At 27.8% G+C, this 26190-nt stretch carries 27 protein-coding genes; 6 read left to right on the plus strand and 21 right to left on the minus strand.

Annotated features, from left to right (window positions below):
- Window positions 1-193 precede the first annotated feature (193 nt).
- Complete coding sequence (locus ASHG_RS05490) at window positions 194-1144, minus strand: alpha/beta hydrolase (RefSeq protein ID WP_040398057.1); 951 nt, start codon at window positions 1142-1144, stop codon at window positions 194-196.
- 234 nt (window positions 1145-1378) lie between these two features.
- Here ASHG_RS05490 and ASHG_RS05495 point away from each other — a divergent pair, with 234 nt between their 5' ends.
- The gene (locus ASHG_RS05495; protein ID WP_040398059.1) at window positions 1379-3361 is read left to right on the plus strand and encodes a C69 family dipeptidase; all 1983 of its coding nucleotides are present in this window, start codon (window positions 1379-1381) and stop codon (window positions 3359-3361) included.
- 136 nt (window positions 3362-3497) lie between these two features.
- Here the strand turns inward: ASHG_RS05495 and ASHG_RS05500 are convergent, their stop codons facing one another.
- The 10 genes from ASHG_RS05500 to ASHG_RS05545 all read right to left on the minus strand — a co-directional run bounded on the left by ASHG_RS05500 (window position 3498) and on the right by ASHG_RS05545 (window position 12972).
- Window positions 3498-4022: a cysteine hydrolase family protein gene (locus tag ASHG_RS05500; protein ID WP_040398060.1), complete on the minus strand. Its 525-nt coding sequence runs from the start codon at window positions 4020-4022 to the stop codon at window positions 3498-3500.
- A 324-nt stretch (window positions 4023-4346) separates the two neighbouring features.
- On the minus strand, window positions 4347-5396 hold the full coding sequence (locus tag ASHG_RS05505; RefSeq protein ID WP_040398061.1) for an enoyl-CoA hydratase/isomerase family protein: 1050 nt from the start codon (window positions 5394-5396) through the stop codon (window positions 4347-4349).
- A gap of 72 nt (window positions 5397-5468) precedes the next feature.
- A complete protein-coding gene (locus tag ASHG_RS05510) occupies window positions 5469-6284 on the minus strand; it encodes a MurR/RpiR family transcriptional regulator (protein ID WP_040398063.1) in 816 nt (271 codons plus the stop codon).
- A 9-nt stretch (window positions 6285-6293) separates the two neighbouring features.
- Window positions 6294-7190 carry an ROK family protein gene (locus ASHG_RS05515; protein ID WP_040398065.1) on the minus strand — a complete coding sequence of 299 codons (897 nt, stop codon included), beginning with the start codon at window positions 7188-7190 and terminating at the stop codon, window positions 6294-6296.
- A 54-nt stretch (window positions 7191-7244) separates the two neighbouring features.
- Window positions 7245-7694, minus strand: a complete 450-nt coding sequence (locus tag ASHG_RS05520; protein ID WP_040398066.1) for a NanQ anomerase/TabA/YiaL family protein — start codon at window positions 7692-7694, stop codon at window positions 7245-7247.
- 8 nt (window positions 7695-7702) lie between these two features.
- Window positions 7703-9214 (minus strand): sodium:solute symporter family protein, encoded by a 1512-nt coding sequence (locus tag ASHG_RS05525; protein WP_040398067.1) that lies wholly within the window; start codon window positions 9212-9214, stop codon window positions 7703-7705.
- 10 nt (window positions 9215-9224) lie between these two features.
- Window positions 9225-10145, minus strand: coding sequence for a dihydrodipicolinate synthase family protein (locus tag ASHG_RS05530; RefSeq protein WP_040398068.1), 921 nt, complete (start codon window positions 10143-10145; stop codon window positions 9225-9227).
- 29 nt (window positions 10146-10174) lie between these two features.
- Entirely contained in the window at window positions 10175-10879 is a 705-nt protein-coding gene (locus ASHG_RS05535; protein ID WP_040398069.1) for an N-acetylmannosamine-6-phosphate 2-epimerase, read from the minus strand.
- A 347-nt stretch (window positions 10880-11226) separates the two neighbouring features.
- Entirely contained in the window at window positions 11227-12528 is a 1302-nt protein-coding gene (locus ASHG_RS05540) for a pyrimidine-nucleoside phosphorylase (protein ID WP_040398070.1), read from the minus strand.
- A gap of 36 nt (window positions 12529-12564) precedes the next feature.
- Window positions 12565-12972 (minus strand): nucleoside transporter C-terminal domain-containing protein, encoded by a 408-nt coding sequence (locus ASHG_RS05545; protein WP_244264255.1) that lies wholly within the window; start codon window positions 12970-12972, stop codon window positions 12565-12567.
- Between the two features lie 160 nt (window positions 12973-13132).
- Here ASHG_RS05545 and ASHG_RS05550 point away from each other — a divergent pair, with 160 nt between their 5' ends.
- Window positions 13133-13912 carry a DeoR/GlpR family DNA-binding transcription regulator gene (locus ASHG_RS05550; protein ID WP_040398071.1) on the plus strand — a complete coding sequence of 260 codons (780 nt, stop codon included), beginning with the start codon at window positions 13133-13135 and terminating at the stop codon, window positions 13910-13912.
- 64 nt (window positions 13913-13976) lie between these two features.
- Here ASHG_RS05550 and ASHG_RS05555 read toward each other — a convergent pair whose 3' ends face one another.
- Entirely contained in the window at window positions 13977-14204 is a 228-nt protein-coding gene (locus tag ASHG_RS05555; RefSeq protein ID WP_040398072.1) for a hypothetical protein, read from the minus strand.
- A 91-nt stretch (window positions 14205-14295) separates the two neighbouring features.
- Between ASHG_RS05555 and ASHG_RS05560 the strand changes: the two genes are divergently transcribed.
- On the plus strand, window positions 14296-14700 hold the full coding sequence (locus ASHG_RS05560; protein ID WP_040398074.1) for a hypothetical protein: 405 nt from the start codon (window positions 14296-14298) through the stop codon (window positions 14698-14700).
- A 13-nt stretch (window positions 14701-14713) separates the two neighbouring features.
- Here ASHG_RS05560 and ASHG_RS05565 read toward each other — a convergent pair whose 3' ends face one another.
- The 8 genes from ASHG_RS05565 to ASHG_RS05600 form a co-directional block, all read right to left on the minus strand.
- Complete coding sequence (locus ASHG_RS05565; RefSeq protein ID WP_040398076.1) at window positions 14714-15163, minus strand: hypothetical protein; 450 nt, start codon at window positions 15161-15163, stop codon at window positions 14714-14716.
- A gap of 63 nt (window positions 15164-15226) precedes the next feature.
- The gene (locus tag ASHG_RS05570) at window positions 15227-16630 is read right to left on the minus strand and encodes a uracil-xanthine permease family protein (protein WP_051145887.1); all 1404 of its coding nucleotides are present in this window, start codon (window positions 16628-16630) and stop codon (window positions 15227-15229) included.
- A 456-nt stretch (window positions 16631-17086) separates the two neighbouring features.
- A complete protein-coding gene (locus ASHG_RS05575) occupies window positions 17087-18169 on the minus strand; it encodes an ABC transporter substrate-binding protein (RefSeq protein ID WP_040398078.1) in 1083 nt (360 codons plus the stop codon).
- Window positions 18166-18963: an ABC transporter permease gene (locus tag ASHG_RS05580; protein ID WP_040398079.1), complete on the minus strand. Its 798-nt coding sequence runs from the start codon at window positions 18961-18963 to the stop codon at window positions 18166-18168. Before ASHG_RS05580 ends, ASHG_RS05575 begins: the two co-directional genes overlap by 4 nt.
- Window positions 18953-19750 (minus strand): ABC transporter permease, encoded by a 798-nt coding sequence (locus tag ASHG_RS05585; protein ID WP_040398080.1) that lies wholly within the window; start codon window positions 19748-19750, stop codon window positions 18953-18955. Before ASHG_RS05585 ends, ASHG_RS05580 begins: the two co-directional genes overlap by 11 nt.
- Window positions 19743-20855: an ABC transporter ATP-binding protein gene (locus tag ASHG_RS05590; protein ID WP_040398415.1), complete on the minus strand. Its 1113-nt coding sequence runs from the start codon at window positions 20853-20855 to the stop codon at window positions 19743-19745. The genes ASHG_RS05585 and ASHG_RS05590 overlap by 8 nt, the downstream gene beginning before the upstream one ends.
- 55 nt (window positions 20856-20910) lie before the next feature.
- Window positions 20911-22194: a sensor histidine kinase gene (locus ASHG_RS05595; RefSeq protein ID WP_040398081.1), complete on the minus strand. Its 1284-nt coding sequence runs from the start codon at window positions 22192-22194 to the stop codon at window positions 20911-20913.
- 2 nt (window positions 22195-22196) lie between these two features.
- Window positions 22197-22892, minus strand: coding sequence for a response regulator transcription factor (locus ASHG_RS05600; RefSeq protein ID WP_040398082.1), 696 nt, complete (start codon window positions 22890-22892; stop codon window positions 22197-22199).
- Between the two features lie 124 nt (window positions 22893-23016).
- On the opposite strand from ASHG_RS05600, the gene ASHG_RS05605 reads away from it, so the two are divergent.
- From ASHG_RS05605 to ASHG_RS05615, 3 genes are read left to right on the plus strand one after another with little or no spacing between them, the layout of a single operon-like run.
- A complete protein-coding gene (locus ASHG_RS05605; RefSeq protein ID WP_040398083.1) occupies window positions 23017-23910 on the plus strand; it encodes an ABC transporter ATP-binding protein in 894 nt (297 codons plus the stop codon).
- Window position 23911: 1 nt separating this feature from the next.
- Complete coding sequence (locus ASHG_RS05610; protein WP_040398417.1) at window positions 23912-24664, plus strand: ABC transporter permease; 753 nt, start codon at window positions 23912-23914, stop codon at window positions 24662-24664.
- Window positions 24665-24672: 8 nt separating this feature from the next.
- Window positions 24673-25377 carry an ABC transporter permease gene (locus ASHG_RS05615; protein ID WP_040398084.1) on the plus strand — a complete coding sequence of 235 codons (705 nt, stop codon included), beginning with the start codon at window positions 24673-24675 and terminating at the stop codon, window positions 25375-25377.
- A gap of 303 nt (window positions 25378-25680) precedes the next feature.
- Here ASHG_RS05615 and ASHG_RS05620 read toward each other — a convergent pair whose 3' ends face one another.
- Complete coding sequence (locus ASHG_RS05620) at window positions 25681-26139, minus strand: NUDIX domain-containing protein (protein ID WP_040398085.1); 459 nt, start codon at window positions 26137-26139, stop codon at window positions 25681-25683.
- Window positions 26140-26190: the final 51 nt, after the last annotated feature.

Consider the following 26190-nt stretch of genomic DNA (forward strand, 5'->3'; position numbering starts at 1 on the left):
CACAATCTCCCTTATATTAATTATAAAGCCAATAATTTTTTTAGTCAATCATTTTTATCTTTATTATTTAAATAAATTACATTACTAAAATTATTTTTGGTCTTAATTTAAAAACAAAAAAATCTGCTACAAAATTATAATTTTTGCAACAGATTTTAATTTAAAATAAGTTTTTATTTAATTTTTATAAGAATTATTTATTAAATTGGTCTAGAACCCATAAATAAGATTCTTCTGTAATTTTGTTCCAATAATCCCAATTATGTTCAAATTCTTTTCCATCTTTTTTAAATTCAGTATTTATTTCAGCTTGTTCAAGTTTCTTGTTGAAATTTTCGATATCAGAAATTTTTATTGTTGTATCTCCCTCGCTAGATCTTATATAAAAATTCATATCTTTTGTATTCTCATTTATAAAATTTGCAGGGAATTTTTCTTTATATACTTGGTCTGACCAAATTTCTTTTCCATCAGAAAAAGCCCTGTAATTTCTTCTAATTAAGCTATCTTTATCAAGTTTTTCCCAAAGCGTTGGTGATATTAAAAGTGCTTTTGAAAATAAGTCAGGATTTCTAAGACTAAGACTTGCTGCTCCATATCCTCCTACAGAAAACCCACCTACTGCCCTATTATCTTTGTCAGATTTTGTCTTATATTTATTGTCAATTTCATTTATAAGTTCATCTTTGATTGCGCTTTCCATTTTTTTATCATAATCACTATCTACATAAAATGAAGAAAATCCATCTACAAAAACTACAATCATCTTTTCTTTTTTATCTTTCATTATTTTATCAAGTACATTTTTTGTATTTGATTTTTCGAGTATTAATGAAGAGTTTTCTCCCATTCCATGAAGCATATATAATACTGGGTATTTTTCTTTGCCTTTTTCCTTATATCCATTTGGTAGATAAACCTTATATTTCCAATTTTGTTTTAAAATTTCAGAATTAATTGATCCATCTAAAATTCTCCCCTGATCTTTTTTGTCAATATTTGATTTTTTCTCATTTGAAATATTTTCACTTGAAGAGAAGCTTTTCGAATCTATATTTTGTTTTTTTTCATTTTTATTAGAACAAGACGAAAAAATTAAAGCTAAAGCTAAAAAAGTTCCTATCAATTTTTTATTCTTTTTCATAAAATCACCTCATCATAATCAATTGTATTTATTATACATTAAAGATATTTTTTCTTCAATAAGGAAATATTTTCACAAAAAATTTCCAGATTTTTCAAAAAATTATAATTTTTAATAAATATTTGCCAATTAGTATTTCTTTTTCACAATATTATGATAAATTATATCAATTTTATTGTGTTAACGTTTGTCTATTCTTGTTTAATGTTCTATAATAAAAGTCGGAGGTACACTATGAAAATATTTAATAAATTATGTGTTTCAATATTTGTAGCAGTATTTTTATTTACTGCCCTTGCCTTACCTGCAAAAGCTTGTACAGGCGTTATAGTTGGTAGCGATTTGACTGAAGATGGTTCTACTATTTTTGGTCGTACAGAGGATTTGGAAATAAACCACAACAAAGTTTATAAAATAAACGAAGCTGGTAAGTATAAAAAAGACGAAAAACTTACAGACGTTTCTTATGCTGAAAAAGGTGGTTACGAATACAAACTTCCACATGATTCCTATCGTTTTACTTCAATAAGTGATACAACACCAGAATACGGATTATTTGATGAAGCTGGATACAATGAAAAAGGTCTTATAGCTGATATGACAGTTTCAGCATCAGCAAACGAAGATATACAAAAAGTTGATCCATATCTTGACGGAGCAAATGAAGGAGATCCTATAGGAATTAGTGAAGCAATAATTACAACTGTTGTTTTATCAAGTTCTGATAATGCCTTAGATGCTGTAAAATTAATAGCTAATGAAGTTGCTACAAAAGGCGCTGCTGAAGGTAATGCTCTAGTAGTTTCTGATAATACAAATACTTGGTATGTAGAAATTTATTCAGGACATGAATTTGTTGCAATGAAATATCCAAAAGATAAATTCTCAGTTTTCCCAAATACTTTCTGGTTAAATGAATCAAAACTTACAAAAGGTGAGGAAAGTGAAAATTATATAATGAGCGAAGATGGAAACTATCTTTATTCAAAGACAATTTTCGATACAGCTAAAAAAGCCAAAACTTTCCAAGGAAATGAAGATGAAAGAGTTATAGATTTAGCTAAATCTTATGCCGAGAAAGATTTCTCTCCATCAAATCGTTCAAGAGTTGCATCAGGAATTAAATTCTTAAATCCAGATTCTAAAGTTGACATGGATACAAAAACTTACGAATTTTTACAAGATGCTAAAAAAGGTTCAATTTCTGTTAAAAATGTAATGGACTTTACAAGAAACAGATTAGAAAATTTTGACATAGAGGCAAATGACAGAGGAAGAGATGAAACTTATCCAATAGGAAATAGAAATACAATGGAATCTCATATCTTCCAAATTCCTAAAGATGCTGAAGCAACAAATCCTGGAGTAATGTGGTTAACACTTGGTTCTCCATTAGTTCAACCATACCTTGCATACTATCCAAACCAAGAAGATGCAATTGATGAAGTTAAAAATGAAACAAATGATCCTGAAAAAGATAAATCTCATTATTGGATGGCAATGGATACACTTCATATGGTAGAAGCAAATAGAGATGAATTTATGAAAGATATATCTCAAGAAATTGACAAATTTGAAAAAGAACAAATAGCTAATACAAAAATTTCAGGAGAAAATGATCCTACAAAAACAAATAATGAAAATGCCAAGAAAGCATTTGATTTATTAAAAGGATTTAATAAAGATCTAGAAGGAAAATATAAAGATTATTTAAAAGAAAATGACTACGAATATACTTTCTACGGAAGACGTGATACAGAAAACTTCACTAACACTACTATGGAGGTTCCAAAAGATACTAACGAAACTGCTTTAAATCTTAATATAGAAGCAAATGAAGATGGAAAAGGTGGAAAAATCGATATAGTAGATAATTACGGAAATACTGTAGAAAAAATAAATAATCCAGTAAAAATTTCAGTTCCTAAAAAAGGATTTGAAAAACAACCTACATTTGATGCAAAAGATTCTAAAATCGAAGTTAAAGAAGACAGTGATTCTTATGTATTCGAAACAGAAAAAACTTCTTTGAATTATAAGAATGACGGTGAAAAATCTGAAAATAAAGACAATAAAGAAGAAAAAACAGAATCTAACGATAACTCAAACGAAAATAAAGATGAGAAAAAATCTGATAAAAAATCAAATAAAGGATTAATAATAGGAGCAATTGTAGTAATTGCAGCACTAGTAGCATTTTTCAAAAAGAAAAAATAAGATGAAAAATCAGGGGTAATATAATATCCCCTGATTTTTTTAATTATTTATAAATTCTAGTCTTTTTCCATAAATATTTTGTTTCAAATTTTTACTTTGTAATTTTTCTATAGTTTTTATTAACATCAAAATTAAATCACTTATTTTCTGGATATTTACTAACAATTACTTGGCAAGATTTCATTGCTTCAAGGGCAGTTTGATGATTTTTTTCATTTGTGCCCTTGCACAAATTTTCATATACTTTAACTTCCGTATCCAAAAGTGCATTTTTTATTAAAATTGCATTTGATAATACACAAATATCAGTACAAATTCCTGTCATATAGATATTTTCTATTTTTTCTTTTTCATTTAATTTTTTTAAATATTCTACAAGTTCATAAGAGCCGAATGATGGTTTATCAATTATTTTATTATTTTTTGTATCAATTCTAATCTCCCAACCTTTAGTATTTTTTATACAATGGGTCACCGGTAGATGTGATCCCTCAAGTGTTTGTAAATAATTTTCATCATGGCTATCTCTTGTAAAAATTACTTCTCCATCAAAATTTTCTACTAATTTTTCTATAGGTTCTACTATTTTTTCGTTACCTTCATTTCCTAGCGCTCCATCCACAAAATCATTTTGCAAATCAATTACTAATAATACGTCCATACTTTCTCCTTTTTGTTATTTTTATTAGTATATAACTTATAATTTTTTTAATCAACTTAGAAAATCCCAAAAAAAATAAACTTAGGTTTTATCCTAAGCCAGACTGTTGATAAAGTATACAAATCCTCATGCTAAGAATATCATACGGAAAAAGTTGATTTGATTTCAAATTTTAAAATTCGTCAAAAAAACGCACTTTTTGAGCGTTAGCGAGTTTGCGTTTTTAGAATTTTGGAATTTAGAAATCAACAATTTTTGAAGTCCGATATTCGTGCTTGAGGGTTTGTATACTCTCTGAACTTAGGTTTTATCCTAAGTTTATCTTTATTTATATAATTTTTCTATTTCTAAAAGTTCTTTTATTTTTTCTTTTGAAACTTGATCAAGTGATTTTTCTTTCCAATTAGCACTTTCTTTATCAATTATCAAAGATCTTATTCCTTCTTGCATTGAACCTGTTTTTCTCGCATATTTTAATATTTTTAAATCGAGATCAAAGACTTGATCCTTGCTTAAATTTTTGCAAGCAAAATATTTCTCAAATTGAACCTGTAACATAAAAATATATCTTTCTTTAAGATTTTCCAAAGTTTTTTGTGCAAATTCATCTTCTTTATTTGATTTTAAACTTTCAAGAATCTCATCAAGGCTATCATAGGAAAAATATTTTTCTATTTTTTCCATATTTTTATCAACTTTAGAAATTTTATTTTCTAATTTCAATTTTTCTGTATTAAGTTTTAATTCATCTAGTAATTTTTCACCTTCATAATTTTTTGATAAGTCTATTAAAATATCTAAAAATTCTTGATAATTATTTGAATCTAAATAAAGATTAGCCAAATTATATTTTATCAAATCCGAACTTTCTAAACTTTCTCCACAAAGACCTAGATATTGGCCAAGTGATTGAGGAAGTTTTGAAATATGCCAACAAACTCCAACATCTGGAACAAAACCCAATCTTGTTTCTGGCATAGCCCAATTTACACTTTCATCACAAACTATAAAATCAGAATTTATGGTAAGACCTATTCCCCCTCCCATAACTATTCCAAAATAATGACTAATAATTGGTTTTTTGTAATCTTTTACGTACTTATCTAGGATAAATTCTTCTTCATAAAATTCATCCTTGTTTTGACAGTGATTATTTAAAAGATAATCATTGTAAATTGTTTTTAAATCTCCACCCGCACAAAATCCTTTTTGGCAAAGTGAATCAAATAAAACAGCTTTTATTTTATCATCATTTTCCCATTTTTTGAGGGTTTTTTCTATATTCTTGACCATTTCTAAATTTAGGGCATTTATTACTTCTTTTTTGTCTAAATAAATTATTCCTATATTTTCTATTATTTTTTCTTTAATCATTTTATCACCTATATTTAGGATATTTTAAAAGTAGAAATTGTCAAGAAATTTGACCGATAAATATTTTTTAAATTATTCGGTTCCCAAGGCTTTTAGGGTATCGCCGTGAAGTTTTTCTTTAGTATTTTTATCTTCTTTTACAAAAAACGAATACAAGATATCCACCATTATAGATATTGGAAATTGTGGACTTATCGCATTTCCATAATCTAAATGCTTAAGTGATGGAACTAGGATAACTTCATCACAATAATCTTGGTATGACTCTCTAACTTGTGAAGTTATAAGAACTGTTTTTGCATTTTTTGCACGAGCTTGTGATAGAAAAAGCATAACTTCACTTGTATTTCCGCTTATACTAAGTCCAAAAATTAGAGAATCTTCATCATGAAAAGCCCCTCTCATTTTCATTTGGTCAGAATCTGTTATGGAATCTATATTAACTCCAATTCTCATAAATCTAAGTTCCATTTCATTTGCCGCAAGTCCTGATGATCCTTTTCCGCAAGCTACAACTCTATGTGCCTGGCTTATATATTTTATTACTTTTTTTATTTGATTTTCATCTATTAGGCTGTAAGTTTTGTTTAATAATTCTTGATAAGTGTTTAAAACTTGGCTTACATTTCCATTTATATCTTCGTTTTTTTCTACAAAATCTTGACCATATTGATAAATAAATTCCCTATATCCTCTAAATCCACATTTTTGTGCAAATCTTGAAAGAGAAGCCTGAGATACAAATAGTTTTTCTGCTATACTTTTGCTTGAAAAATCATCTCTTTTATTATTATGAATAAAAAAATCGGCTACGTTTTTTTCAACTTCTGTAAAATTATCATAATTTGATTCTATTATTTCTACAACAGATTTATTATAATAGTCCAAAATATTCTCCTATTTTTCTTCTAAATCTCTAAAATTATAATAAGCTCCCAAGATTCCTGCTTGATTTTTATGTTTGGCAAATTTTAGGCTTAGCTTATCAAAAAATCTTTTTTCTAAATATAAAGAGATTTTTTCTTCAATTCTTTTTTTCAAATATTCTTCTTGAGCCATAATGCCTCCTCCAAGTACAACCGTATCTGGATTTAACATATAGGATAAATTTGCTATTCCTAGTCCCAAAACATCACACATTTCATCAATTGCCTCTATACAAATTTGATCTCCATTTTTTGCATTTTCGAAAACTTTTTTTCCATCCCATAAAGATAATTCTTCATTTTTTTTCTTAGAAACTTTTTCAACCAAAGTTTTTGCTGATCCTAAATTTTCAAATTTATCACCATTTATATTCATATATCCAACCTCAAAAGCAGAACCATTTGCCCCATGGATTATTTTTCCATCAACTATTCCACATCCACCAATTCCTGTTCCAATTGTAAGAGTCAAACAAACTTTACTATCTTTTGAAGCTCCTGATTTATATTCAGCATATCCTGCACAGTTTACATCATTTTCAACCTGGCAAGACAAAGAAAATTTTTCTTTTATTGCCTTTTTAAAATTTATTCCTATATAATTAGGTATTAGATCTGATGCGTGATAAATTGATCCCTTTATTGTATCAACTACACCTGCTGTTGAAATACAAACTCCCATTATTTGATCATTTTGATTTTTCTTTACAAAGTTATCTACAATTTTTATAACTTCATTTAGAATATGATCTCCTCCTTTTTGGGCATTTGTTTTTATTTGGTCATTTTCCAAAATATTTGCTTTATCATCAATAAGACCATATTTTATAGCTGTTCCACCTATATCTATACTAATATATTTTTTCATAATTTCTCCTTTAAAATAAGAGGCAAATGCTCATCACACTGCCTCTATTATATCCTATAATTTAATTTTAAAAATTGCTTTTTTAATTTTTTGTGGATTATCAACTTCTATGGCTGTCATATGAGAATCATTAGGATAACAAATTAGAAAATCTCCCTCATTTAAAATTACTGATGAATTTTTTTCGCCTTCCATTGCTTGATAATCATCTTCTTTTTTATAAGGACCCAAGTCCATATTGTCGATAAAATTTAAATCAATTTGTTCAGTTCCATCAAGCATTAAGTGAAGATCTAAATAATCTTTGTGAGCTTCCCAAAACCTATTTTCAGGACTTGTTGTCTCATATTCTACAATATTTACAAAAATATCTTCGCCTTTTATAGGATGAGTCCCTTTTTCCATTTTTTTCATATCATTATTTTTATAAAATTCAAAACATTCTTTAATTTGATCACTTAAATAATCAAACTCTTCTAAATTTTTTATATTTCCAAATATCATTTTTACCCCTAATTTTGATTATAAATTGTTGTATTTTTTGGTAATATAGTTTCTTTGCCCTTAACTTTGTTGTAAATTGCTGATCCAATAAGTCCAACTACCAAAGAAACTAATATTGATATAATTGAGTATGACCAGAAAGAAATTTTTGCTGGATCTACAAAATATTTTATATAAATCATAACGCCGCTTGCTGCAATAAAGGCAAGTGTTGCCCCAAATTTATTTGCAGTTTTTGTAAAGGCTCCAAGTATAAAGGTTCCTACAAGTATTCCCAAAACAAGACCCATAAATCCATTAAACCATTCGTAGGCTGATTTTATATCTCCATTTGCCAAGATCATTGAAACAATTATTGCAAAAATCCCCACTACTAATGAAACTTTTTGACCAATTTTTGTTTGTTTTTCAAAACTTAAATCTTTTTTCACACTTGATTGAATATCCAAAGCCCAGCTTGATGCAACTGAATTTAGTCCAGTTGAAAGTGTTGATTGGCTTGCTGCATAAATTGCTGCAAGTAATATTCCGGTAAATCCTACTGGAAGCTCAAAAGCAATCCATGATGCGAAAATTTGATCTTGTTGAGCTGCTGGAGGTAAAGGATTACCTTGAACTTTATAAAATACAAAAAGTCCTGTTCCTATAAGATAGAATACTGTTGCAATAAAAATTGATAGACAACCGTTTGTTACCATCATTTTATTTAATTTTTTTGTATCAGTTGTAGTTGTGAATCTTTGTACAATATCTTGGCTTGAAACATAAGATCCTATTGTGTTTAAGCCTGCTCCAACTATTAGTAAAAATATTGAATCCCTAAATATATTTGCATCAAATATTGGTTCGTTTACTGCTAAAAATTTGTGGTTTGTGAAAAGTTCATTTGCAACTGCCCCAAATCCGCCGTTAATATTTGCCATTAAATAAAATAAACCAAATGTTACTCCAATAAGTAAAACTGATCCTTGGATGAAATCTGTCCATAATACTGATTTAAGTCCACCAGTATAAGAATAAATTATTGCAATAACTCCCATGATTATTATTAGAATATTTACATTTATTCCCATAAGTTTTGATAAAACCATACATGGAAGATACATTATAATTGACATACGACCAACTTGGTAGATTATAAACATAATAGCACCAAGAATTCTAAGTCCCTTGCTGTCAAATCTTAATTCAAGATAATGATAGGCTGTATCTATATCAAGTTTACTATAAATTGGTAAGAAAAATTTTATAGTAAATGGAATTGCAACTAGCATTCCAAGTTGTGCAAACCACATAATCCAAGTTCCTGCATAAGAATTTCCTGCAAGTGATAAAAATGAAATCGGACTAAGAAGAGTTGCAAAAATTGATACTGAAGTTACCCACCAAGGTACTGTTCCGTCACCTTTAAAATATTCTTTGCCCTTCATTTCTTTTTTAGAGAAATGAAGGCCTGCAAATAATACTGCTGCTAAATATACTATTAATATTATTAAATCAATGTTAGTAAATCCCTGCATTTTTTTCACCTTAATCTATATATTTATCCTTAGCATCTTTTATCATCTTGGAAGCTTCTTTTACAATTTCCATATCAGAATCGATCAAGTTTTCAAGAGGTTTTCTAACTCCGCCTATATCCAAATCTTCATTAATTCTTAATATTTCTTTGATAACTGCATACATATTTCCACGAGCTGAGCACATTTTATAAATTATAGAATCAACAGCATATTGGATTTCACGAGCCTTGTCTAAATCTTTATTTTTTAGACATTCATCCATTTTTAAAATTAATTCAGGCATTACTCCATATGTTCCACCGATTGCTCCTTCAGCTCCAATAAGTCTTCCTGAAATAAATTGTTCATCTGGTCCGTTAAAAATTATATAATCATCTCCGGCATTTTGTTTAAACATTTGAATATCTTGAACTGGCATTGAAGAGTTTTTAACACCAATTACATTAGGATTTTTTCTCATTTCACTAAACAAAGACTCTGTTAAAGCAACTCCTGCAAGTTGAGGAATATTATAAATTACAAAATCAGTATTTGGTGCAGCAGAAGAAATATCATTCCAGTATGAAGCAATAGAATATTCTGGAAGTCTAAAATAAATTGGAGGAATAGCTGCGATAGCATCAACACCCAAACTTTCAGCATGAGCTGCAAGTTCCATAGAATCTTTTGTATTGTTGCAAGCTACGTGAGCAATAACAGTAAGCTTACCCTTAGCTTCTTTCATTACATTTTCAAGAACAATTTTTTTATCTTCAACACTTTGGTAAATACATTCTCCAGAAGAACCATTAACATAAACACCCTTCACACCTTTACTGATGTGATATTTTGTAAGTTCTCTTACCCTTTCAGGACTAATTTCTCCATTTTCATCATAGCATGCATAAAATGCTGGAATAACTCCCTTATATTTGTCTAAATTTCTCATAATTTTCCCTTTCTTTTATTAAATATTTTTTATTTTTCTAATTCATCAATTTTACTAGCAAAATTTTTAGTTATAACTTGTGGCCTTGTAATAATTGAACCAACAACAACGCTATAAGCGCCTAGCTCAAGCACTCTCTTTGCTTTTTCAGGTGTATTAATATTTCCTTCAGCAATAACTTTATTATTTACATTTTTAATTATATCTCTAAGAATTTTGAAATCATTTTCTTCGATTTTATCATTTTTAGATTGGTCAGTATATCCAACCAAGGTCGTTCCGATAAAATCAAAACCAAGTTTGTCAGCATTTATAGCCTCATCAACAGTAGAACAATCAGCCATAAACAATTGATTTGGATATTTTTTCTTAACTTCCTTAAAAAATTCATCGATTCCAATTTCACCAGGTCTTAAATCTTTTGTAGCATCCATTGCAATTACTTCTACATTAGATGAAACTAAATCATCAATTTCATCCATAGTTGGTGTAATATAAACTTTAGAATCTTCGTAATCTTTTTTTACAATACCAATAACTGGTAAATCAACTTCATTTTTAATTTCTTTAATATCTTCACTAGTATTAGCTCTGATACCCTTTGCTCCACCTTGCTTAGCAGCTTTTGCCATTTTTCCCATTATAAATGATGAGTGTAAAGGCTCATCTGGCAAGGCTTGACATGACACTATTAATTTCCCTTTAATAGAACTTATTTCCTCTATATCAGTCATATCTACCTCCTTGATGGTTACAGTATATTACATGATAAATTTAATTTCAATAAATATAATTAATTTGAAATTACTTTCGAAAAATTGAATTAACAAATTCGTTTTCCCGTTTTCAAAAATTATTTTTTTAATTTCACGAAATTAATTTCAATAATTCTAAAATTTTTAAAAATAATTACTAAAATAAATAGCAAATATCCATCAATATACTTAAAAGAATTTAAAATCTATTATTTTTATATTTGAAATATAAATTTATAATTAAAAATCCTAGCAAATATTATCTGCTAGGATTTTTTGGAAAATTTTTATAATTTATATATGGATAATTTAATATTATTTTGTGTTTAACCCAGTATTTCTTCTACTATTGGAATTGGATTTGTTTTTTCTTTTGTGTATGAGAAAGTATCATAGAAACTTTCTATCCATTCTTCTGTTAATTCTTGATCGTGATAAACTGTACAAAGTAGGTCACCTTCTTTTATTTTGTCACCTTTTTTGACATTCATTTCAAGTCCTACTGCATAGTTAATATCGTCTTCTTTTTTCTCACGACCTCCACCAAGTTTCATTGATAGAATTCCTAAATTCATTGAATGAATATGTTCAATATAACCTTCTTCTTTTGCTTTCATTTCTGTTTTATATTTTGCTTGTGGAAGTAAAGATGTATCTTCTATTTGATCAACATTTCCACCTTGACTTTTTACCATTTTCTTTAATTGTTCAAATGCTTTTCCAGAATTTATAGCATCTTCGATCATTTTTCTTGCTTGATCTTTATTTTCAGCTTTTCCAGCTTGCATTAGCATTATTTCTCCTGCTACTGTTACAAGTTCTGTAAAGTCTTTTGGCCCTTGTCCTTTTACAGTATCAACCGCTTCTCTAACTTCCAAGGCATTTCCTATTGTATTTCCTAAAGGTTGGTTCATATCTGTAATCATTGCCTTTGTATTTCTTCCAAGTTTTGTACCAATTGCTATCATAGCATTAGCTAATTTTTTAGCATCTTCTTTTGTTTTCATAAAGGCACCCTCACCATATTTTACATCCAAAAGAATTGTATCTGATCCTGATGCAAGTTTTTTACTCATGATTGATGATGCGATTAAGGGAATTGAATTTACTGTTGCTGTTACATCTCTAAGTGCATATAATTTTTTGTCTGCTGGGACTAATTCTCCAGTTTGTCCTATTATTGCAAATCCTATTTCATTTACTTGTTTTTTAAATTCTTCTTCTGTTAAGAAGACATTTAATCCTTCTATTGATTCTAATTTATCTAGAGTTCCTCCAGTATGACCTAAGCCTCTTCCACTCATTTTGGCAAGTTTTAATCCACAAGCTGAAACTATTGCACCAAGGGCAATTGATGTTTTATCTCCTACTCCTCCTGTTGAATGTTTGTCAGATTTTATTCCTTCTATATCTGATAAATCCATTACATCTCCACTATTCATCATAGCTTCTGCAAGTTTTGCTGTTTCATGATCTGTCATTCCATTTAATACAATTGCCATTAATAGGGCTGATGTTTGGTAATCTGGAATTGATCCGTCTGTTACTCCGTCTATCCAATATCCTATTTCAGCATCTGTTAATTCTTCTTTATTTTTCTTTTTTTCAATTATATCTACTATTCTCATAATTTCCTCCTTAAAATAGCATCCATATTCCAACTATCATTGATGATAGTAAACTCCTAGTATTCCATTTAAAAGGGCTACAATTGAAATAATTGCTATAAGTAATGCACCTATTACCATGGCCATATTCATTCCATCCATAGCTCCTGCTGATAAGGCATCTAATACATTCTCATTATTACCCTTATTATCCATTTTTATTTCTCCAAGTTCTTTAACTTGTTCTATTTGTGGGCAAATAATTTTTGAAATAATAATTGATCCTATAGGAACAAGAGTTGATGCTATTAATAATGATTGCATTGGTATTCCAAGAGCAATGTATCCTGCAATTATTGATACAGACATAGAACCCATACCTGATACTAAAACAAGCATTACTTCAGAATCTGTCATCATTTTTAAATATTTTGCAACAAGTATTGGGGAATCTGTTTGTCCCAAAAATATATTTGCTACTGCTACAAAAGATTAAACCTCTGATGTTTTAAATACTTTTCCTATAACCCAGCCAATTTTTGATACTATAAAACCTAAAATTCCTACATAATATAAAACTACAACAAGGGCTGATATAAATACAATATTAGTTAAGGGGATCTATATGAGCAAAAAAGATGATAGGATAGAAAAAATAATTTCAATTATAAAAGAAAATAATGAAACAAGTGTAAAAGAACTTGCAAATTTTTTAAATGTTTCTGATATGACTATAAGACGAGATGTAAAAGTTTTGGAAGAAAAAAATATTATTGAAACTTTTCATGGAGCTATTGTTTATAATTCAAGAAAAGATAATCCTATTGAAGATAATCAGTATAGTCTTGGTACAAATTCTATGATAAAAGATAGGGAAAAATATTTAATTGGTCAAAAAGCAAATTCTATGATAAATGAAGATGACATAATAATTATAGATACCGGTACAACAACCGAGAAATTAAGTCAAGCTATGACAAATGATATAAAATACACAGCTTTAGTTTTTTCATCAAATAATCTTATAAATTTATTGTTTAAAGATAAAATAGATCTTATAATTGGTGGAGGATGTTTTCATAGAGATTCTGGTATGATTGAATCATCATTTAGTATAGAAATGATTAAAAATATAAGGGCTTCAAAACTTTTTTTGTCAGCTGCAGGAATTCATCCAAAACTAGGACTTACTTGTGAAAATTCTTATGAGCTTGAAAGTAAAAAAATAATTATTAAAAATTCTCTAGAAGTAATACTTTTAATAGATTCATCTAAATTTGGTCAAGTAAAATCTACTCATTTTGTAGAACTTGATGATATAGATAAGATCATAACAGATGATAAAATAGATGATGAGTGGAAAGAAATTATAGAAGATAAAGGAATAGACCTTATTATAGCTTAGAAATTTAAACATAGAAAAAATACTAGAAAATTTAGTAATTAATAAATTTTCTAGTATTTTTTATTTATATATCTTTTTTATTTTCTATCAATTTTTCAATATTTTTATTAAGTCTATCAAGCTGTTTAATCATAAGCCAATTTTGTGCATACAATCCATTAATTCCACCACCAGAAAACATACTTGAATTATTAAAAATAATTTCTAAATCTTCTTTTTCTATATCTTCTAGTTCATAATAATCAACTATTTGTTCAAATGCTTTTTCATTTTTTCTATCAAAAATCGCCATATATCCCTCCTATTTTATTTTCTACCCAAAATAAATGCTAAATAATTTTTAAAGTTTTTATCATATGATATTATTATCCTAGGAGGATTTTATGATAAAAAAATTAATCAAGATTTTTAAGCCTAATATTTTTAGAGTATCTATATTATTAGTTTTATTTTTAGCAATGGGTGCTTATTTTTTAAAAACTAATATGAGTGGAGGATTGCTTTTAATCGGGGATTTAGCTTTTATTTTAGTTACCCTACTTTTTTCAGATCATTTTGATTTATATAAATCAAATAAATATAAAAATCAATTTTTTCTTGCAGTTATATTTACTATTATTATAATTATGATTTTATCAATGGTTTTGGTATCTTTGGATATGGATGCCAATGATTTTAAAGGTTTTAAGTCTATTTCTTTTAATTTATATATGCTTACAGGAGCTTATATTTTATCCCTACTTTATAAGGAAATAAGGTATACTTTGGATAAAAGTACAAAAAAATAAGAAGTATTACTTCTTATTTTTTTAATATCTCCAAAGGATCTATAGCTTGAGGAGATATGGATAATTTATTTTTACTATTATAAAAAACAAATATTGGGAAATTCGTTTTTCCATCTTCTATATTTTCCACCAAAGTTTCCATAAAAAATTTCAAATCATTTTGACTTATATCTTTTTGTTTTGTATTTTGATTAAAAATCCAAAAAGGTGATAAAGGTTTAAATTCTTTTATATCTAAAAGTAAACCTGCAGTTTGTTTCAAATTTGAAAAACTTACCCCAAAAGCATAAATTCCATTATCATGATCTTCTTTTTGGTCTATTTTTACATTATCTGGAATATTTACCACATCAATTTCCATTACATTTGTAATCTTTCCATTATTTTTTTCAAATTTTTCTAATATTTTATCCTTATCTAATTGTTTTTTTACTAAATTATAATATTTTTTATCTTTTAACATTTATTCTCCTATTTTAAATAAAAATTTAGGGATGAAATTATCTTACATCCCTAAATTTTTTATTTAATTTTCTATCTCTTTTAGTTCCAAACTTTCTAATGAATCTTCTTTAGCCTTATCTTCTTCTTTTTCTGGTATTAATAAATTCATTAATATTGCAGATATTGTTGAAAGAACAACTGGTGATGACCCAATAGCAATTGAAAGTCCTTCTGGCATAAATGAAACTCCTGCAATTTGTGCACTTGATACAACTGATGTAAATCCTATTCCAAGAGCTACTGATACTCCAACAATTGAAGTATTTCTTGCAGAAAGAGGTTGACTTGTTATCATCCTAATCCCATTCATTGTTATAGCAGCAAAAATTGAAAGGGTTGCCCCTCCCAAAACTGGATATGGGATTGTTGTTAGAATTGATGATAATTTTGGCACAAGTCCTGATACTAAAATTATTAATGATGCTAGGGTAAATACTTTTTTATTTATAACCTTATTTATTGATACAATTCCTGCGTTTTGTGAAAATGTTGATGTTGGCAAGCAACCTAGAGCTGCTAAAAATATATTTGCAGCACCAAATCCGATAGTACCACCGCTTAATTCTCTTTTTGAAGGAATTCTATTCATTCCTCCAACAGTTGTTGAAGTCATATCTCCTATTCCTTCTATGGCCGTTACTATAAATATAATTGTGATTGAAAAAATTGCTGATGGTTCAAAGGATATTCCAAAATGAAATGGTTCAACAACAGATATCCATCCAGCTTGGCTTACTGATGTAAAATCAACCATATTAAAAAATAAGGAAATTATGTATCCAATTATTATTGCAAATAATACATTAGCAAGTTTTATCATTCCTTTTCCAAAATGAGTAAAACCTAGAGATAAAATTAAAGTTATTCCTCCAACAAGCCAATTTTGCCATGCTCCCCATCCAGCTACATCTACGCTTCCTGCTCCTCCAATATTTGTAATTGCTATTGGATAAAGTGAAAGTCCAATTACAAGAACAACAGTTCCTGAAACTAGGGGTGGGAAAAGTGGCATTATGTATTTTAATCCAAGTCCAAAAAGTACAGCACAAATTCCTCCTATTACTTGAGCCCCAAGAACTATAGCAACAACTTCTTTGGGTCCTCTTGCTCCAAACTGAGTTGAAAGTGCAATCATAGTTGGAACATAGGAAAAGGAAACTCCAAAAATCATGGGAAGTTTTGACCCTATTTTTTTTATAGGATAAATCATAAGTAAGCTTGTTAGGGCTGATCCTATAAGAGAAATTTGAATCATTATAATTGTGTCTGAAGGATTAAGTCCTGCTGCTCCAGCAAAAATTAAAGTTGGAGTTATACATCCTGCTATCATTGCTATTACATGTTGAAAAGCAAGAGGCAAGGACTCTCTCAAAGTTGCATCTCCATCAAAACTAAAAAGTCCGTTAAGTGATTTGTTTTTTTCCATATTCTTCTCTTTCATATAAAATTTTTTGCTTAATTTAATCAATTAAAAGGACAATAAAAATTGCTTTTTATAATTGATATAGTAACAAAATACATAATAAGAATATCATAGGATAAAAATTATTACAAACCCTTAAAAAATTTATTTTAAAAATCTAAATTAATATTTCTTATTAAATTTTTAAGGTCTAAAAATAAAATATAAATAAGGAGATTAGAGGAAGAAGGGCGTGTGATAGTATATAAGAATAACTTATGATATCTTTGTATTTTTGTCCCTCTTTAATATTTGTGTAATAAATCGTTATATAAAGGCATAAGAATAATTTGACCCAATATCACCCAAACTAAATCCGATTTTTTGCATTTTTTTCAATCTTTTTTCTATATTCATATTTTTTAATTAATTAAATTTTATATAATAAAATTCCCTGCCTATTTCTAGACAAGGAATTTATTAATTATCTGACTGTGGAGAAATTTTTAAATCTAAAAAAAGATCATTGTATAAGATTGTCCTCTCCTTACCAAGATTTTTAAAAACTTCTAATTTTTCTATATATTCATCATCTGGATACAGTATTTTATCAGCTCTTGCTTCTTTATCAATATATTTCATGGCCTTTTTATTTGGAGTTGGGTACCAAACATAATCAGCATTTTTTGCTGCAACTTCTGGTCTTAAAAGATAATTTATTAAGGCATAAGCACCTTTTGTATTTTTGGAAGTTTTTGGAATAACCATAGTATCAAACCAAATATTTGAACCTTCTTTTGGAATGGCATATGAAAGATTTGGATTAATTTCTTTTGCCATAGATGCTTCTCCAGAAAATGTAATTCCAATATCAGCCTCACCTTGGGCCATATACATCCTAATCTCATCAGCAAGTATCGCTTTTACATTTTTCATAAAACCAACCAGGTCATTTTTAGTATCTCTTAAAACTCTTTCATCAGTTTCATTTAAAGATTTGCCCCTTGCTAAAAGTCCAATTCCTAAAGTTTCTCTTGCTCCATCAAAAGATAAGATTTCTCCCTCAAATTTAGGATCCCACAAATTTTTCCAAGATGAGAAATCTTCTTCTTTGTATTTTTTATTGTTATAAATTATACCAAAAGATCCCCAAAAATACGGAATTGAATACTGGTTATTTGGATCATATGATAAATTTAAAAATCTAGGATCTATATTATCAAGTCCCTTTATTTTTGAATGGTCCAATTTTTTCAAAAGTTTCTTATCTCTCATCATTTCAACTGTGTATTCTGAAGGAAAAGCCAAGTCATAGGAAGTTTTTCCTTGCTCAACTTTTGCCATCATGGCCTCGTTTGAATCAAAAGTTTCATAAATTACGTGATAGCCTGTTTCTTTTTCAAAATCCTTTATAATATCAGGATCTATATAGTCCCCCCAATTATAAAAATATATATTTTTTGAATCTTGATCTTTTTCTTTTTCATTTAATTTTTTTTGACCAAGAAACAAAAGAAGGCAAAGAGCTAATATTCCTATAAAAAATTTATAAACCTTATTCATTTCGCCCTCCTTTTTCTTTCTCTACTTTGTATAACATAATATCCTATAGCCAAAAGTAAAGACAAAAGAAAAATCATAGATGAAAGGGCGTTTATTTCTAAAGATATTCCAGTCCTAACTCTCGAATAAATTTCTACAGAAAGAGTAGAAAATCCTGATCCTGTTACAAAAAAAGTAACAGCAAAATCATCCAAAGAATAAGTTAGTGCCATGAAAAATCCAGCAAATATTCCACTTGCAATATTTGGAAGAATTATCTTGTTTAAAATTGTAAGATCATTTGCTCCCAAATCTTCCGCCGCTTTCATCATATCAGAATTTAGGGCGTAGAGTCTTGGTAGAACCATTAAAACTACTATCGGAATTGAAAAGGCAATATGTGAGAGCAAGACTGAGTAAAAACCCATGGGAATTTTTAATAAAAAAGAAAATAAAATCAAAAATGAAGCCCCCATCATAACATCTGGCAAAACCATCAAAACTGAATTTAGGCTTAAAACTTTCTTTTTTAAATTTTTATCTTTCATATAATAAATAGAAATTGCCCCAAGTGTTCCAATTATTGTTGCTATCAAAGACGACAAAAGTCCAATTATTAGGGTATTTATTACAATATTTATAAGTCTTTCATCTTCAAAAACTTTTTTATAATATTTTAATGTAAAGCTTTCAAAAACATTCATATTTCCCCCGCTATTAAATGAATAGAAAATCAAAAAAGCCAAGGGCAAATACATTATTATAAATATAAAAAATAAATACAAATTTCCAAGTCTATTTTTTTTATTTTCCATCTTTAACCGCCTTTTTATTTAAAAGAGAAATAACTGCAAACATCATAATAATCAAAACTAGACCAATTGTCGATCCCATCCCCCAATTTTGTGTTACCAAATAATGTTCTTCTACAGCAGTTCCCAAAGTTATAATTTTATTTCCTCCAATAATTCTTGTTATAAGAAAAAGTGAAAGGGAAGGAATAAAAACTGCCTGACTTGCAGCCATTACTCCGTCCATGGAAAGTGGGAGGATTATTTTCCTAAATGTTTGAAATTTACTTGCCCCCAAATCTTCACTTGCAATTATATATTCATTTGGAATAGAATCAATCGCCCTAAAAATTGGAATTATCATAAAGGGAAGCTCAACATATGATGCAACCAAAATAAAGGCAGGATTTGTAAACAAAAACCCCTCACTTGCAAGAGATAAAAATCCCATAATATTTCCATTCTTATTGAAAAGTCCAATAAAAGCATAGGTCTTTAAAACCAAATTTATCCAAGTTGGAAGAATTACCAAAAGCAAGATAAAATCCTTATTTTTTGTCTTTGATAAAAAATAAGAAAATGGATATGCCAACAAAAGTGTAAAAGCTGTAATTAAAAATGCAGTAAAAAGAGAATTAAAGGTCATAATCATATAATTTTTATTTGAGAAATAGGAAATGTAATTGTTTAAAGTAAAATTTCCATAAATATCAAAAAAAGATTGGTAGACCAAAAGAAGGATTGGAGCAATTATAAAAATTAAAATCCACAAATAATAAATTGCAGATAATTTTTGGTATTTTTTAGCCATCATCTTCTCCTATTGCATATTTTTCAATTCTTTTATCAAAATCATCCTCGCTTTCGTTATAACGCATAACGTGGATATTTTCTGCGTCAAAAGAAATACCTATATCATCACCCTCTTCAAAAATTCTTGTAGTATGAATTTTCCATTTAAAATCAGAAGAATCAAAACAAATCAACTCATTAAAAACTCCCCTGTACAAAATATTATCAATATTTACAACAATATCTGCCTCATCAATTGGGACGACATTAATATCTTCAGGTCTAATTACAACCTCAACTCTTTCATTTTTACGAATTCCAGCATCAGAACAAGCAAAAATTTTATTTGAAAATTCAACCTTATAATCATCAACCATTCTAGCCTTCAAAATATTACTTTCCCCAATAAATTGGGCAACATAGCGATTTATTGGTTCATCATAAATATCTTTTGGACTTCCTTGTTGGACAATCTCACCTTTATCCATAACAAAAATCCAATCGCTCATAGCAAGAGCCTCTTCTTGATCGTGAGTTACAAAAACAAAAGTTATTCCAAGCTCCCACTGCAAATCACGAAGCAAAACTTGCATAGATTTACGAAGCTTCATATCAAGAGCAGATAAGGGCTCATCTAATAAAAGCACATCAGGTTTATTCACAAGAGCACGAGCAATAGCAACTCTTTGTCTTTGCCCACCAGACATTTGAGAAATTTCACGCTTTTCAAAACCAGATAAATTAACCATATCAAGAGCCTTTTCAACCTCTTTTTTAATTATTTTTTTGTCAGTTTTTTTAATCTCAAGACCAAAGGCAACATTATCAAAAACATTCATATGAGGAAAAAGAGAATAATTTTGAAAAACCGTATTAACTTTTCTCTTACTTGCAGGAACATTCAAAACATTTTCACCATTTATATAAACTTCTCCAGAATTCGGTTCCAAAAAACCAGCAATAAGATTTAAAATTGTAGTTTTCCCACAACCAGATGGACCCAAAAGGGTATAAAATTTTCCTTTTTCAAGTTCCAAATCAACAGATTTTAAAATAGTTTCATCATCAAAAGACTTAGAAACGCCCTTTAAAACCACAGAATATTTATATAAATTTTCACACACAAGACCACCCCCATTAGTTTCTTTAAAAAGTATAACATAAAAAATGAAAAAAAACTCAAAACAAAAAAGATACTTCAAGACCCTTATTTTTGTTTTTTATAATAAATTTTCCACCATGTAATTCTGCAATTTGTTTTGAAATAAAAAGACCCAAACCATGTCTTGTAACATCGGTCAAATCTTCCTTATTAATTTTTTCTATTATTTTTTCAGATACTCCCCTTCCTTGATCTATAATTTTGATTTCTAACTTATCATTAGAATCTGAAATTGTAAGTTTAATTTTTCCATCTGTATAAATTAGGGAGTTTTTTAAAATATTTTCAAGCATCCTTATAAACAAATTTTCATCCATTTTAAGATTAATATTTTTATCTTCCACCTTATTTTCAAAGATAATTTCCCTGTTTGGATTTTCATTTAATTTATCTACTATAAGTTTTCTAATTACTTTTATAGGATTTTCTTCCCTAAAATTTTCTTTATCTATGTTAGAAAGTGATAAGGTGAGATTTAAGCCCTCCAAGATATTTGAAATTTTTAGGACTTGGTCTTTCATATTTTCTATATCAAAATTTTCCTTATTTTCTTTACTTAGCTCCCATGAAATTTTTGCAAGGGGAGTCCTTACATCATGACTTAGGCCTCTAATCCACTTATTTTGGGATTTTTTTAAATTATCGTATTTTTCATTTGCCTTATTTATGGATATGGCCAAATCTTTTAATTCTCCATTTTCATCCAAGCTTTCATAATCATCTTCATAAAGCCTATCTATCGCTTTTTGAAATGGCAGGGTATTTTTAAAGATTTTTTTAATATCAATCCTATAAAAAATATAAACTAATAAGAAAAACAAAAGTGCAAAAATTATAAATAATTTAAAATTAAAAATAAGGTTCTTGTAATTATAATAATTGAAGGGAAATTTATCCAAAGAATTTTTTGGATAGGCAAATAAAATCAAACCATCTCCAACAATGTAGGTAAAAACAGGATAGTCAGACAAATAAAACCTAGTAAATCTTGCAACATCAATAAGTTCAAATTTATCTTTAAGATTTTTTGGTTTATTGAAACTTTCTATAACATTTCCATTCTTATCAAGTCTTATGGACCAAATATTTTTTTCTTTTAAAAATTTCTTATTTTTTTCATTCAGATAAGTCTGAGTTTTGTTTTTCTCCACATAAGAATAAACATCATTAGGTTTTGGATATTTATTGCTTAATTTGTAATTAATGTAGAGAAAAATCATAAATAAAAATATTAGAAAAAACATCAAAAACAAAATTCTAAGGGTGATCTTTTTTAATCTTTTTAAAAAATAATCAAACATTTCTACTCCTTATTAACAAGCTTATAACCAAGTCCCTTTATTGTAATTAAAATTTTGGGATCTCTTGGATTATCCTCAAGCTTTTCACGAAGCCTATATATGTGAGTTATTAAGGTATTTTCATAGCCATAAGAATCTTTCCAAATATGATCTAAAATCCTATCAATTGAAACTATCATATTTATATTTTCACATAAGTAATCTAAAATTTTAAATTGTGTAGCTGTTAGAGGAATTTCTTCACCATTTTTTTCAATAACCCCCTTAGATTTATCAAAAATCACCTTGCCTAAATTTATATTTTCTTCATTTTTTATTTTTTTACTTCTTCTTAAAACTGCATCAATTCTCCATAAAAGCTCGTCAGGGAAAAATGGCTTTACTAAATAATCATCAGCCTTGTTTTCAAAGCCTTCTTTCCTGTCATCTATTCCATCAAGGGCAGATAAAATTATAACGGCTAAATCAGAATTTTTCCTTACTTCCTTTAATAAGTCAAAACCGCTTCCATCTGGAAGCATTAAATCCAAAACTATTAGGTCAATTTTAAAATTTTCAAGTTTAAACCTCGATTCCTTTAAATTTTTAGCAGTATAAATTTTTTTAAAACCCTTGTCTTTTAAAAAGTTATATAAATTTTCTAATAAATTTTTTTCATCATCAACGACTAAAATACTACAATTTTCTCTAAAATTCATTTCCCCACCTCGTTAAGCTAATTATACACCACATATTTAATTAATTTTATTTTGTGATGTAAAAGTGACCTTCTTAAAAGCTTATTTTTATCTATTTTTGTTATTTTATATTTAGGAGGAAATTATGAAAAAAATACTGGAAATAAAAAATTTAGAAAAATCATACAATAAGAAGAAAGTCTTAGATATAGACTCTTTAGAAATAGAAGAAAAATCTATTTATGGATTAATTGGAAAAAATGGAGCAGGAAAGTCCACTCTTATGAAACTTATACTAGGTCTTGTAAAAAAAGATGGAGGAGAAATAAAAGTTTTTGGATGCGAATTAAATTCAAAAAATCAAAAAGATTTCAATAAAAATCTTGGTGGTCTAATTGAAAATCCTTCCTTTTATGACCATTTAACAGGATATGAAAATCTAGAAATAATATCAAGCCTAAAGGGAGTGGATAAAAAAGAAATTTCAAAAACTTTAGACCTTGTTGGTCTTAAAAATGTAGGAAAAAAGAAAGCTAGAGAATATTCTTTAGGTATGAAGCAAAGACTTGGAATTGCCATAGCCTTAATTGGAAATCCCAAACTTTTAATCTTAGATGAACCGATTAATGGTCTTGATCCTCAAGGAATTGAAGAGATGAGAAATTTATTTAAAAATATTATAAAAAATACTTCCACAAGTATCCTAATTTCTTCACACATTCTTGATGAAATCGAAAAAATTTCAACTCACATTGGTATTCTAAAAGATGGAAAATTAACCTACAATGGAAGCTTAGAAGAATACAGAAGTCTTCATCCTCCATTTATATCAATTGCTACATCTGATAACAAGAAAGCCATCGAGCTTTTAGATCTTGATGGAGCTTATTTAAAAGATAAAAAGATAATTTTAGGAAAAAAATCAAACCAAGATATTGGAGAAATAGTAAACTTTTTACATGGAAAGCTTGATATTTATAGGATTGAGGAAGAAAAAGAAAGTCTTGAAAAATTATTTATTGAAGAAAGCAGGTCTTAAAATGAAAAACTTAGAAAGAAAAAAATTCAAAAGGCTTGGGATAAATTTTTTAATATTAATAGTTTTTATCTCTCAAATGTTAATAGTAACAGGTCAAAGTTTTTCAAAATCTTTTTTAGAAAGTAAACTCCCACTTTCCTATATAATGGATACATATTTATTAATATCTCTACTAATAAATCCCATCCTCATTTCATCTCTTGTAAAAAAGGTACTTGAAATTGAAGAAAAAAACAAGATGTGGCAGATGCAAATAATTCTTGGAGAAAAAGTTAATTCTATTCTACTTAATAAATTTAAAAATTTATCCCTTAGGCTAATTTTTTTACAAATAATTGAAGCTTTAACTTTTATTATTTTAGCAATGAAGTCAAAAAATTTCAGTTTTAATAATGAAATGATTTTAAGATTTTTAATTGTAAATTTATCATCTATTATAATAAATTTATTTTTCTTGGGATTTTTTATGATAATAGAGATGAAAACAAAAAAAGTCTACACCCTATCATTTATTTCTATAGTAGGAGGCCTTACTGGAGTAATAACAATGCTTACATCTGAAATTCTCTCTTTTATAAATCCTTTTGCTTGGATGGCAAGTCTTTTAAATATTTCTTATGTAAAAGAAGGAGGGAAATTTGTTCAAGTGTTAAATCCAATAAATTTCTATCCCCTAATCATTGCCCTAATTTTTTTAATAGCAAGCATTTACTATATAAATACAATGAAATCTTACAACTTATACAAAGACTAGGAGGAAAAATGTTAAAATTAGAATTTAAAAAAATAAAATTTATAAATATTTTGCTGGTAAGTCTTTTAATTCCTCTACTCGCAAATGCCTTTGGACTTATAAATTACCTGGGAAATAGGGAAAGTTTAACTCACAATTGGCAAAGCCTTTGGACTCAAGTAAGTTTATTTTACTTTTCCTTTTTCTATATACCTTTAATTGCAATAATAATAGCAAGTTTGTGGTCAACAGAACACAAGGCAGGACTAAAATTTATAAGATTAAGCCCAAAGAAAAATATATCATTTGTAATAGGAAAAATAATTTTAGCTTTTATAATAATAAGCCTTTGTCAATTATATTTTTTGGCACTTTTTTATCTTGGTGGAAAATTTATAGGAAATTTCCCAAGCGTAAACTTTAATATTTATTTTTACTATACAATCCTTAGTATATTTTTAGCACTTCCTATAATCGGGATTTTTGGAGCTTTATCTATAAAGATAAAGTCTTTTGGAATAATAGTTCTTCTATCTATAATTTTTACAATGTTTGGCTTTGCAACTGCCTATAAATCTTTAAAAATAATAGGACTTAGCTTTTTGGCAATAGAATCTAGTAACTTTAGATTTATAAGTCCACATGATCTAGCCTTATTGGGAATTTTTGCAATAGGAGAGATAATAATATTTTTATATTTTTCTAAGAGATTTTTAAAATACGAAAATAAATAAATTTTCCTATATTTTTCATAAAAAAACTGACCTCATAAAGTTAATTTTTATAATTTTTGAGGTCAGTTTGTTTGTACACATGAAATTTACAAATTAAAAATAATCTCTTAGCATATTTGTCAAATCAAATTTATTACTAGACTTAATTATTTGGTATAGATCTGTCCTTTAGCTGTAAACGAATTTTATCATCTATTGAATCTTTCTAAGATTTTCAGTCAATTTTATTATTTAACTTTAACATATTAGTAAGAGTTTTTATTTATTCTGGTTTTTTTAGATATTTTGTTCCTATATTAAAAATTAATGAAATTTTTTCCTATCCTTATCCACATCCCAATAAATTTCCCTGTATTTTCCATCATAAATTTTTAAAATTTCTGGCATTGACTCGCTCATATTATTCATTTTTTTAAATTCCTCATAATCTTTCCAAAATAATTTTCCTTCCCTATTATCTTCAATTAATTTGCCAGAAAAATTCTTTGTTTGATACAAAAGTCCTACATCTTTTTGAAATTCGCCCTCATCATTTGTGAAGGTCCATGTTATTATTCCAACAAGTTCAGGATTTTTTATATCTAAGTTTGTTTCTTCTTTTGCCTCTCTTATTACTGAATTTTCAAAAGATTCATTTTCTTCAACTTTTCCTCCAGGAAAGGTGAGACCTTCCCAGCCATATTTTTTCTTTTTATCTAAGACTAATACCTTATTATTTTTTTCATCGTAAATTTTTACCATATTCATTAATCTAATTTTCATTATTTCTCCAATCCATAAAAAAAGGAAGCAAGTTTCCTTACTTCCCTTTGT

Source organism: Anaerococcus senegalensis JC48, from assembly GCF_000321005.1.
GTDB classification, from domain to species: Bacteria; Bacillota; Clostridia; order Tissierellales; family Peptoniphilaceae; genus Anaerococcus; species Anaerococcus senegalensis.

Coding starts and splice junctions, on each gene's coding strand:
- ASHG_RS05490 (WP_040398057.1), bottom strand. CDS start 1,144: ATGAAAAAGAATAAAAAATTGATAGGAACTTTTTTAGCTTTAGCTTTA.
- ASHG_RS05495 (WP_040398059.1), top strand. CDS start 1,379: ATGAAAATATTTAATAAATTATGTGTTTCAATATTTGTAGCAGTATTT.
- ASHG_RS05500 (WP_040398060.1), bottom strand. CDS start 4,022: ATGGACGTATTATTAGTAATTGATTTGCAAAATGATTTTGTGGATGGA.
- ASHG_RS05505 (WP_040398061.1), bottom strand. CDS start 5,396: ATGATTAAAGAAAAAATAATAGAAAATATAGGAATAATTTATTTAGAC.
- ASHG_RS05515 (WP_040398065.1), bottom strand. CDS start 7,190: ATGAAAAAATATATTAGTATAGATATAGGTGGAACAGCTATAAAATAT.
- ASHG_RS05520 (WP_040398066.1), bottom strand. CDS start 7,694: ATGATATTTGGAAATATAAAAAATTTAGAAGAGTTTGATTATTTAAGT.
- ASHG_RS05525 (WP_040398067.1), bottom strand. CDS start 9,214: ATGCAGGGATTTACTAACATTGATTTAATAATATTAATAGTATATTTA.
- ASHG_RS05530 (WP_040398068.1), bottom strand. CDS start 10,145: ATGAGAAATTTAGACAAATATAAGGGAGTTATTCCAGCATTTTATGCA.
- ASHG_RS05535 (WP_040398069.1), bottom strand. CDS start 10,879: ATGACTGATATAGAGGAAATAAGTTCTATTAAAGGGAAATTAATAGTG.
- ASHG_RS05540 (WP_040398070.1), bottom strand. CDS start 12,528: ATGAGAATAGTAGATATAATTGAAAAAAAGAAAAATAAAGAAGAATTA.
- ASHG_RS05550 (WP_040398071.1), top strand. CDS start 13,133: ATGAGCAAAAAAGATGATAGGATAGAAAAAATAATTTCAATTATAAAA.
- ASHG_RS05555 (WP_040398072.1), bottom strand. CDS start 14,204: ATGGCGATTTTTGATAGAAAAAATGAAAAAGCATTTGAACAAATAGTT.
- ASHG_RS05560 (WP_040398074.1), top strand. CDS start 14,296: ATGATAAAAAAATTAATCAAGATTTTTAAGCCTAATATTTTTAGAGTA.
- ASHG_RS05565 (WP_040398076.1), bottom strand. CDS start 15,163: ATGTTAAAAGATAAAAAATATTATAATTTAGTAAAAAAACAATTAGAT.
- ASHG_RS05570 (WP_051145887.1), bottom strand. CDS start 16,630: ATGGAAAAAAACAAATCACTTAACGGACTTTTTAGTTTTGATGGAGAT.
- ASHG_RS05575 (WP_040398078.1), bottom strand. CDS start 18,169: ATGAATAAGGTTTATAAATTTTTTATAGGAATATTAGCTCTTTGCCTT.
- ASHG_RS05580 (WP_040398079.1), bottom strand. CDS start 18,963: ATGGAAAATAAAAAAAATAGACTTGGAAATTTGTATTTATTTTTTATA.
- ASHG_RS05585 (WP_040398080.1), bottom strand. CDS start 19,750: ATGGCTAAAAAATACCAAAAATTATCTGCAATTTATTATTTGTGGATT.
- ASHG_RS05595 (WP_040398081.1), bottom strand. CDS start 22,194: ATGTTTGATTATTTTTTAAAAAGATTAAAAAAGATCACCCTTAGAATT.
- ASHG_RS05600 (WP_040398082.1), bottom strand. CDS start 22,892: ATGAATTTTAGAGAAAATTGTAGTATTTTAGTCGTTGATGATGAAAAA.
- ASHG_RS05605 (WP_040398083.1), top strand. CDS start 23,017: ATGAAAAAAATACTGGAAATAAAAAATTTAGAAAAATCATACAATAAG.
- ASHG_RS05610 (WP_040398417.1), top strand. CDS start 23,912: ATGAAAAACTTAGAAAGAAAAAAATTCAAAAGGCTTGGGATAAATTTT.
- ASHG_RS05615 (WP_040398084.1), top strand. CDS start 24,673: ATGTTAAAATTAGAATTTAAAAAAATAAAATTTATAAATATTTTGCTG.
- ASHG_RS05620 (WP_040398085.1), bottom strand. CDS start 26,139: ATGAAAATTAGATTAATGAATATGGTAAAAATTTACGATGAAAAAAAT.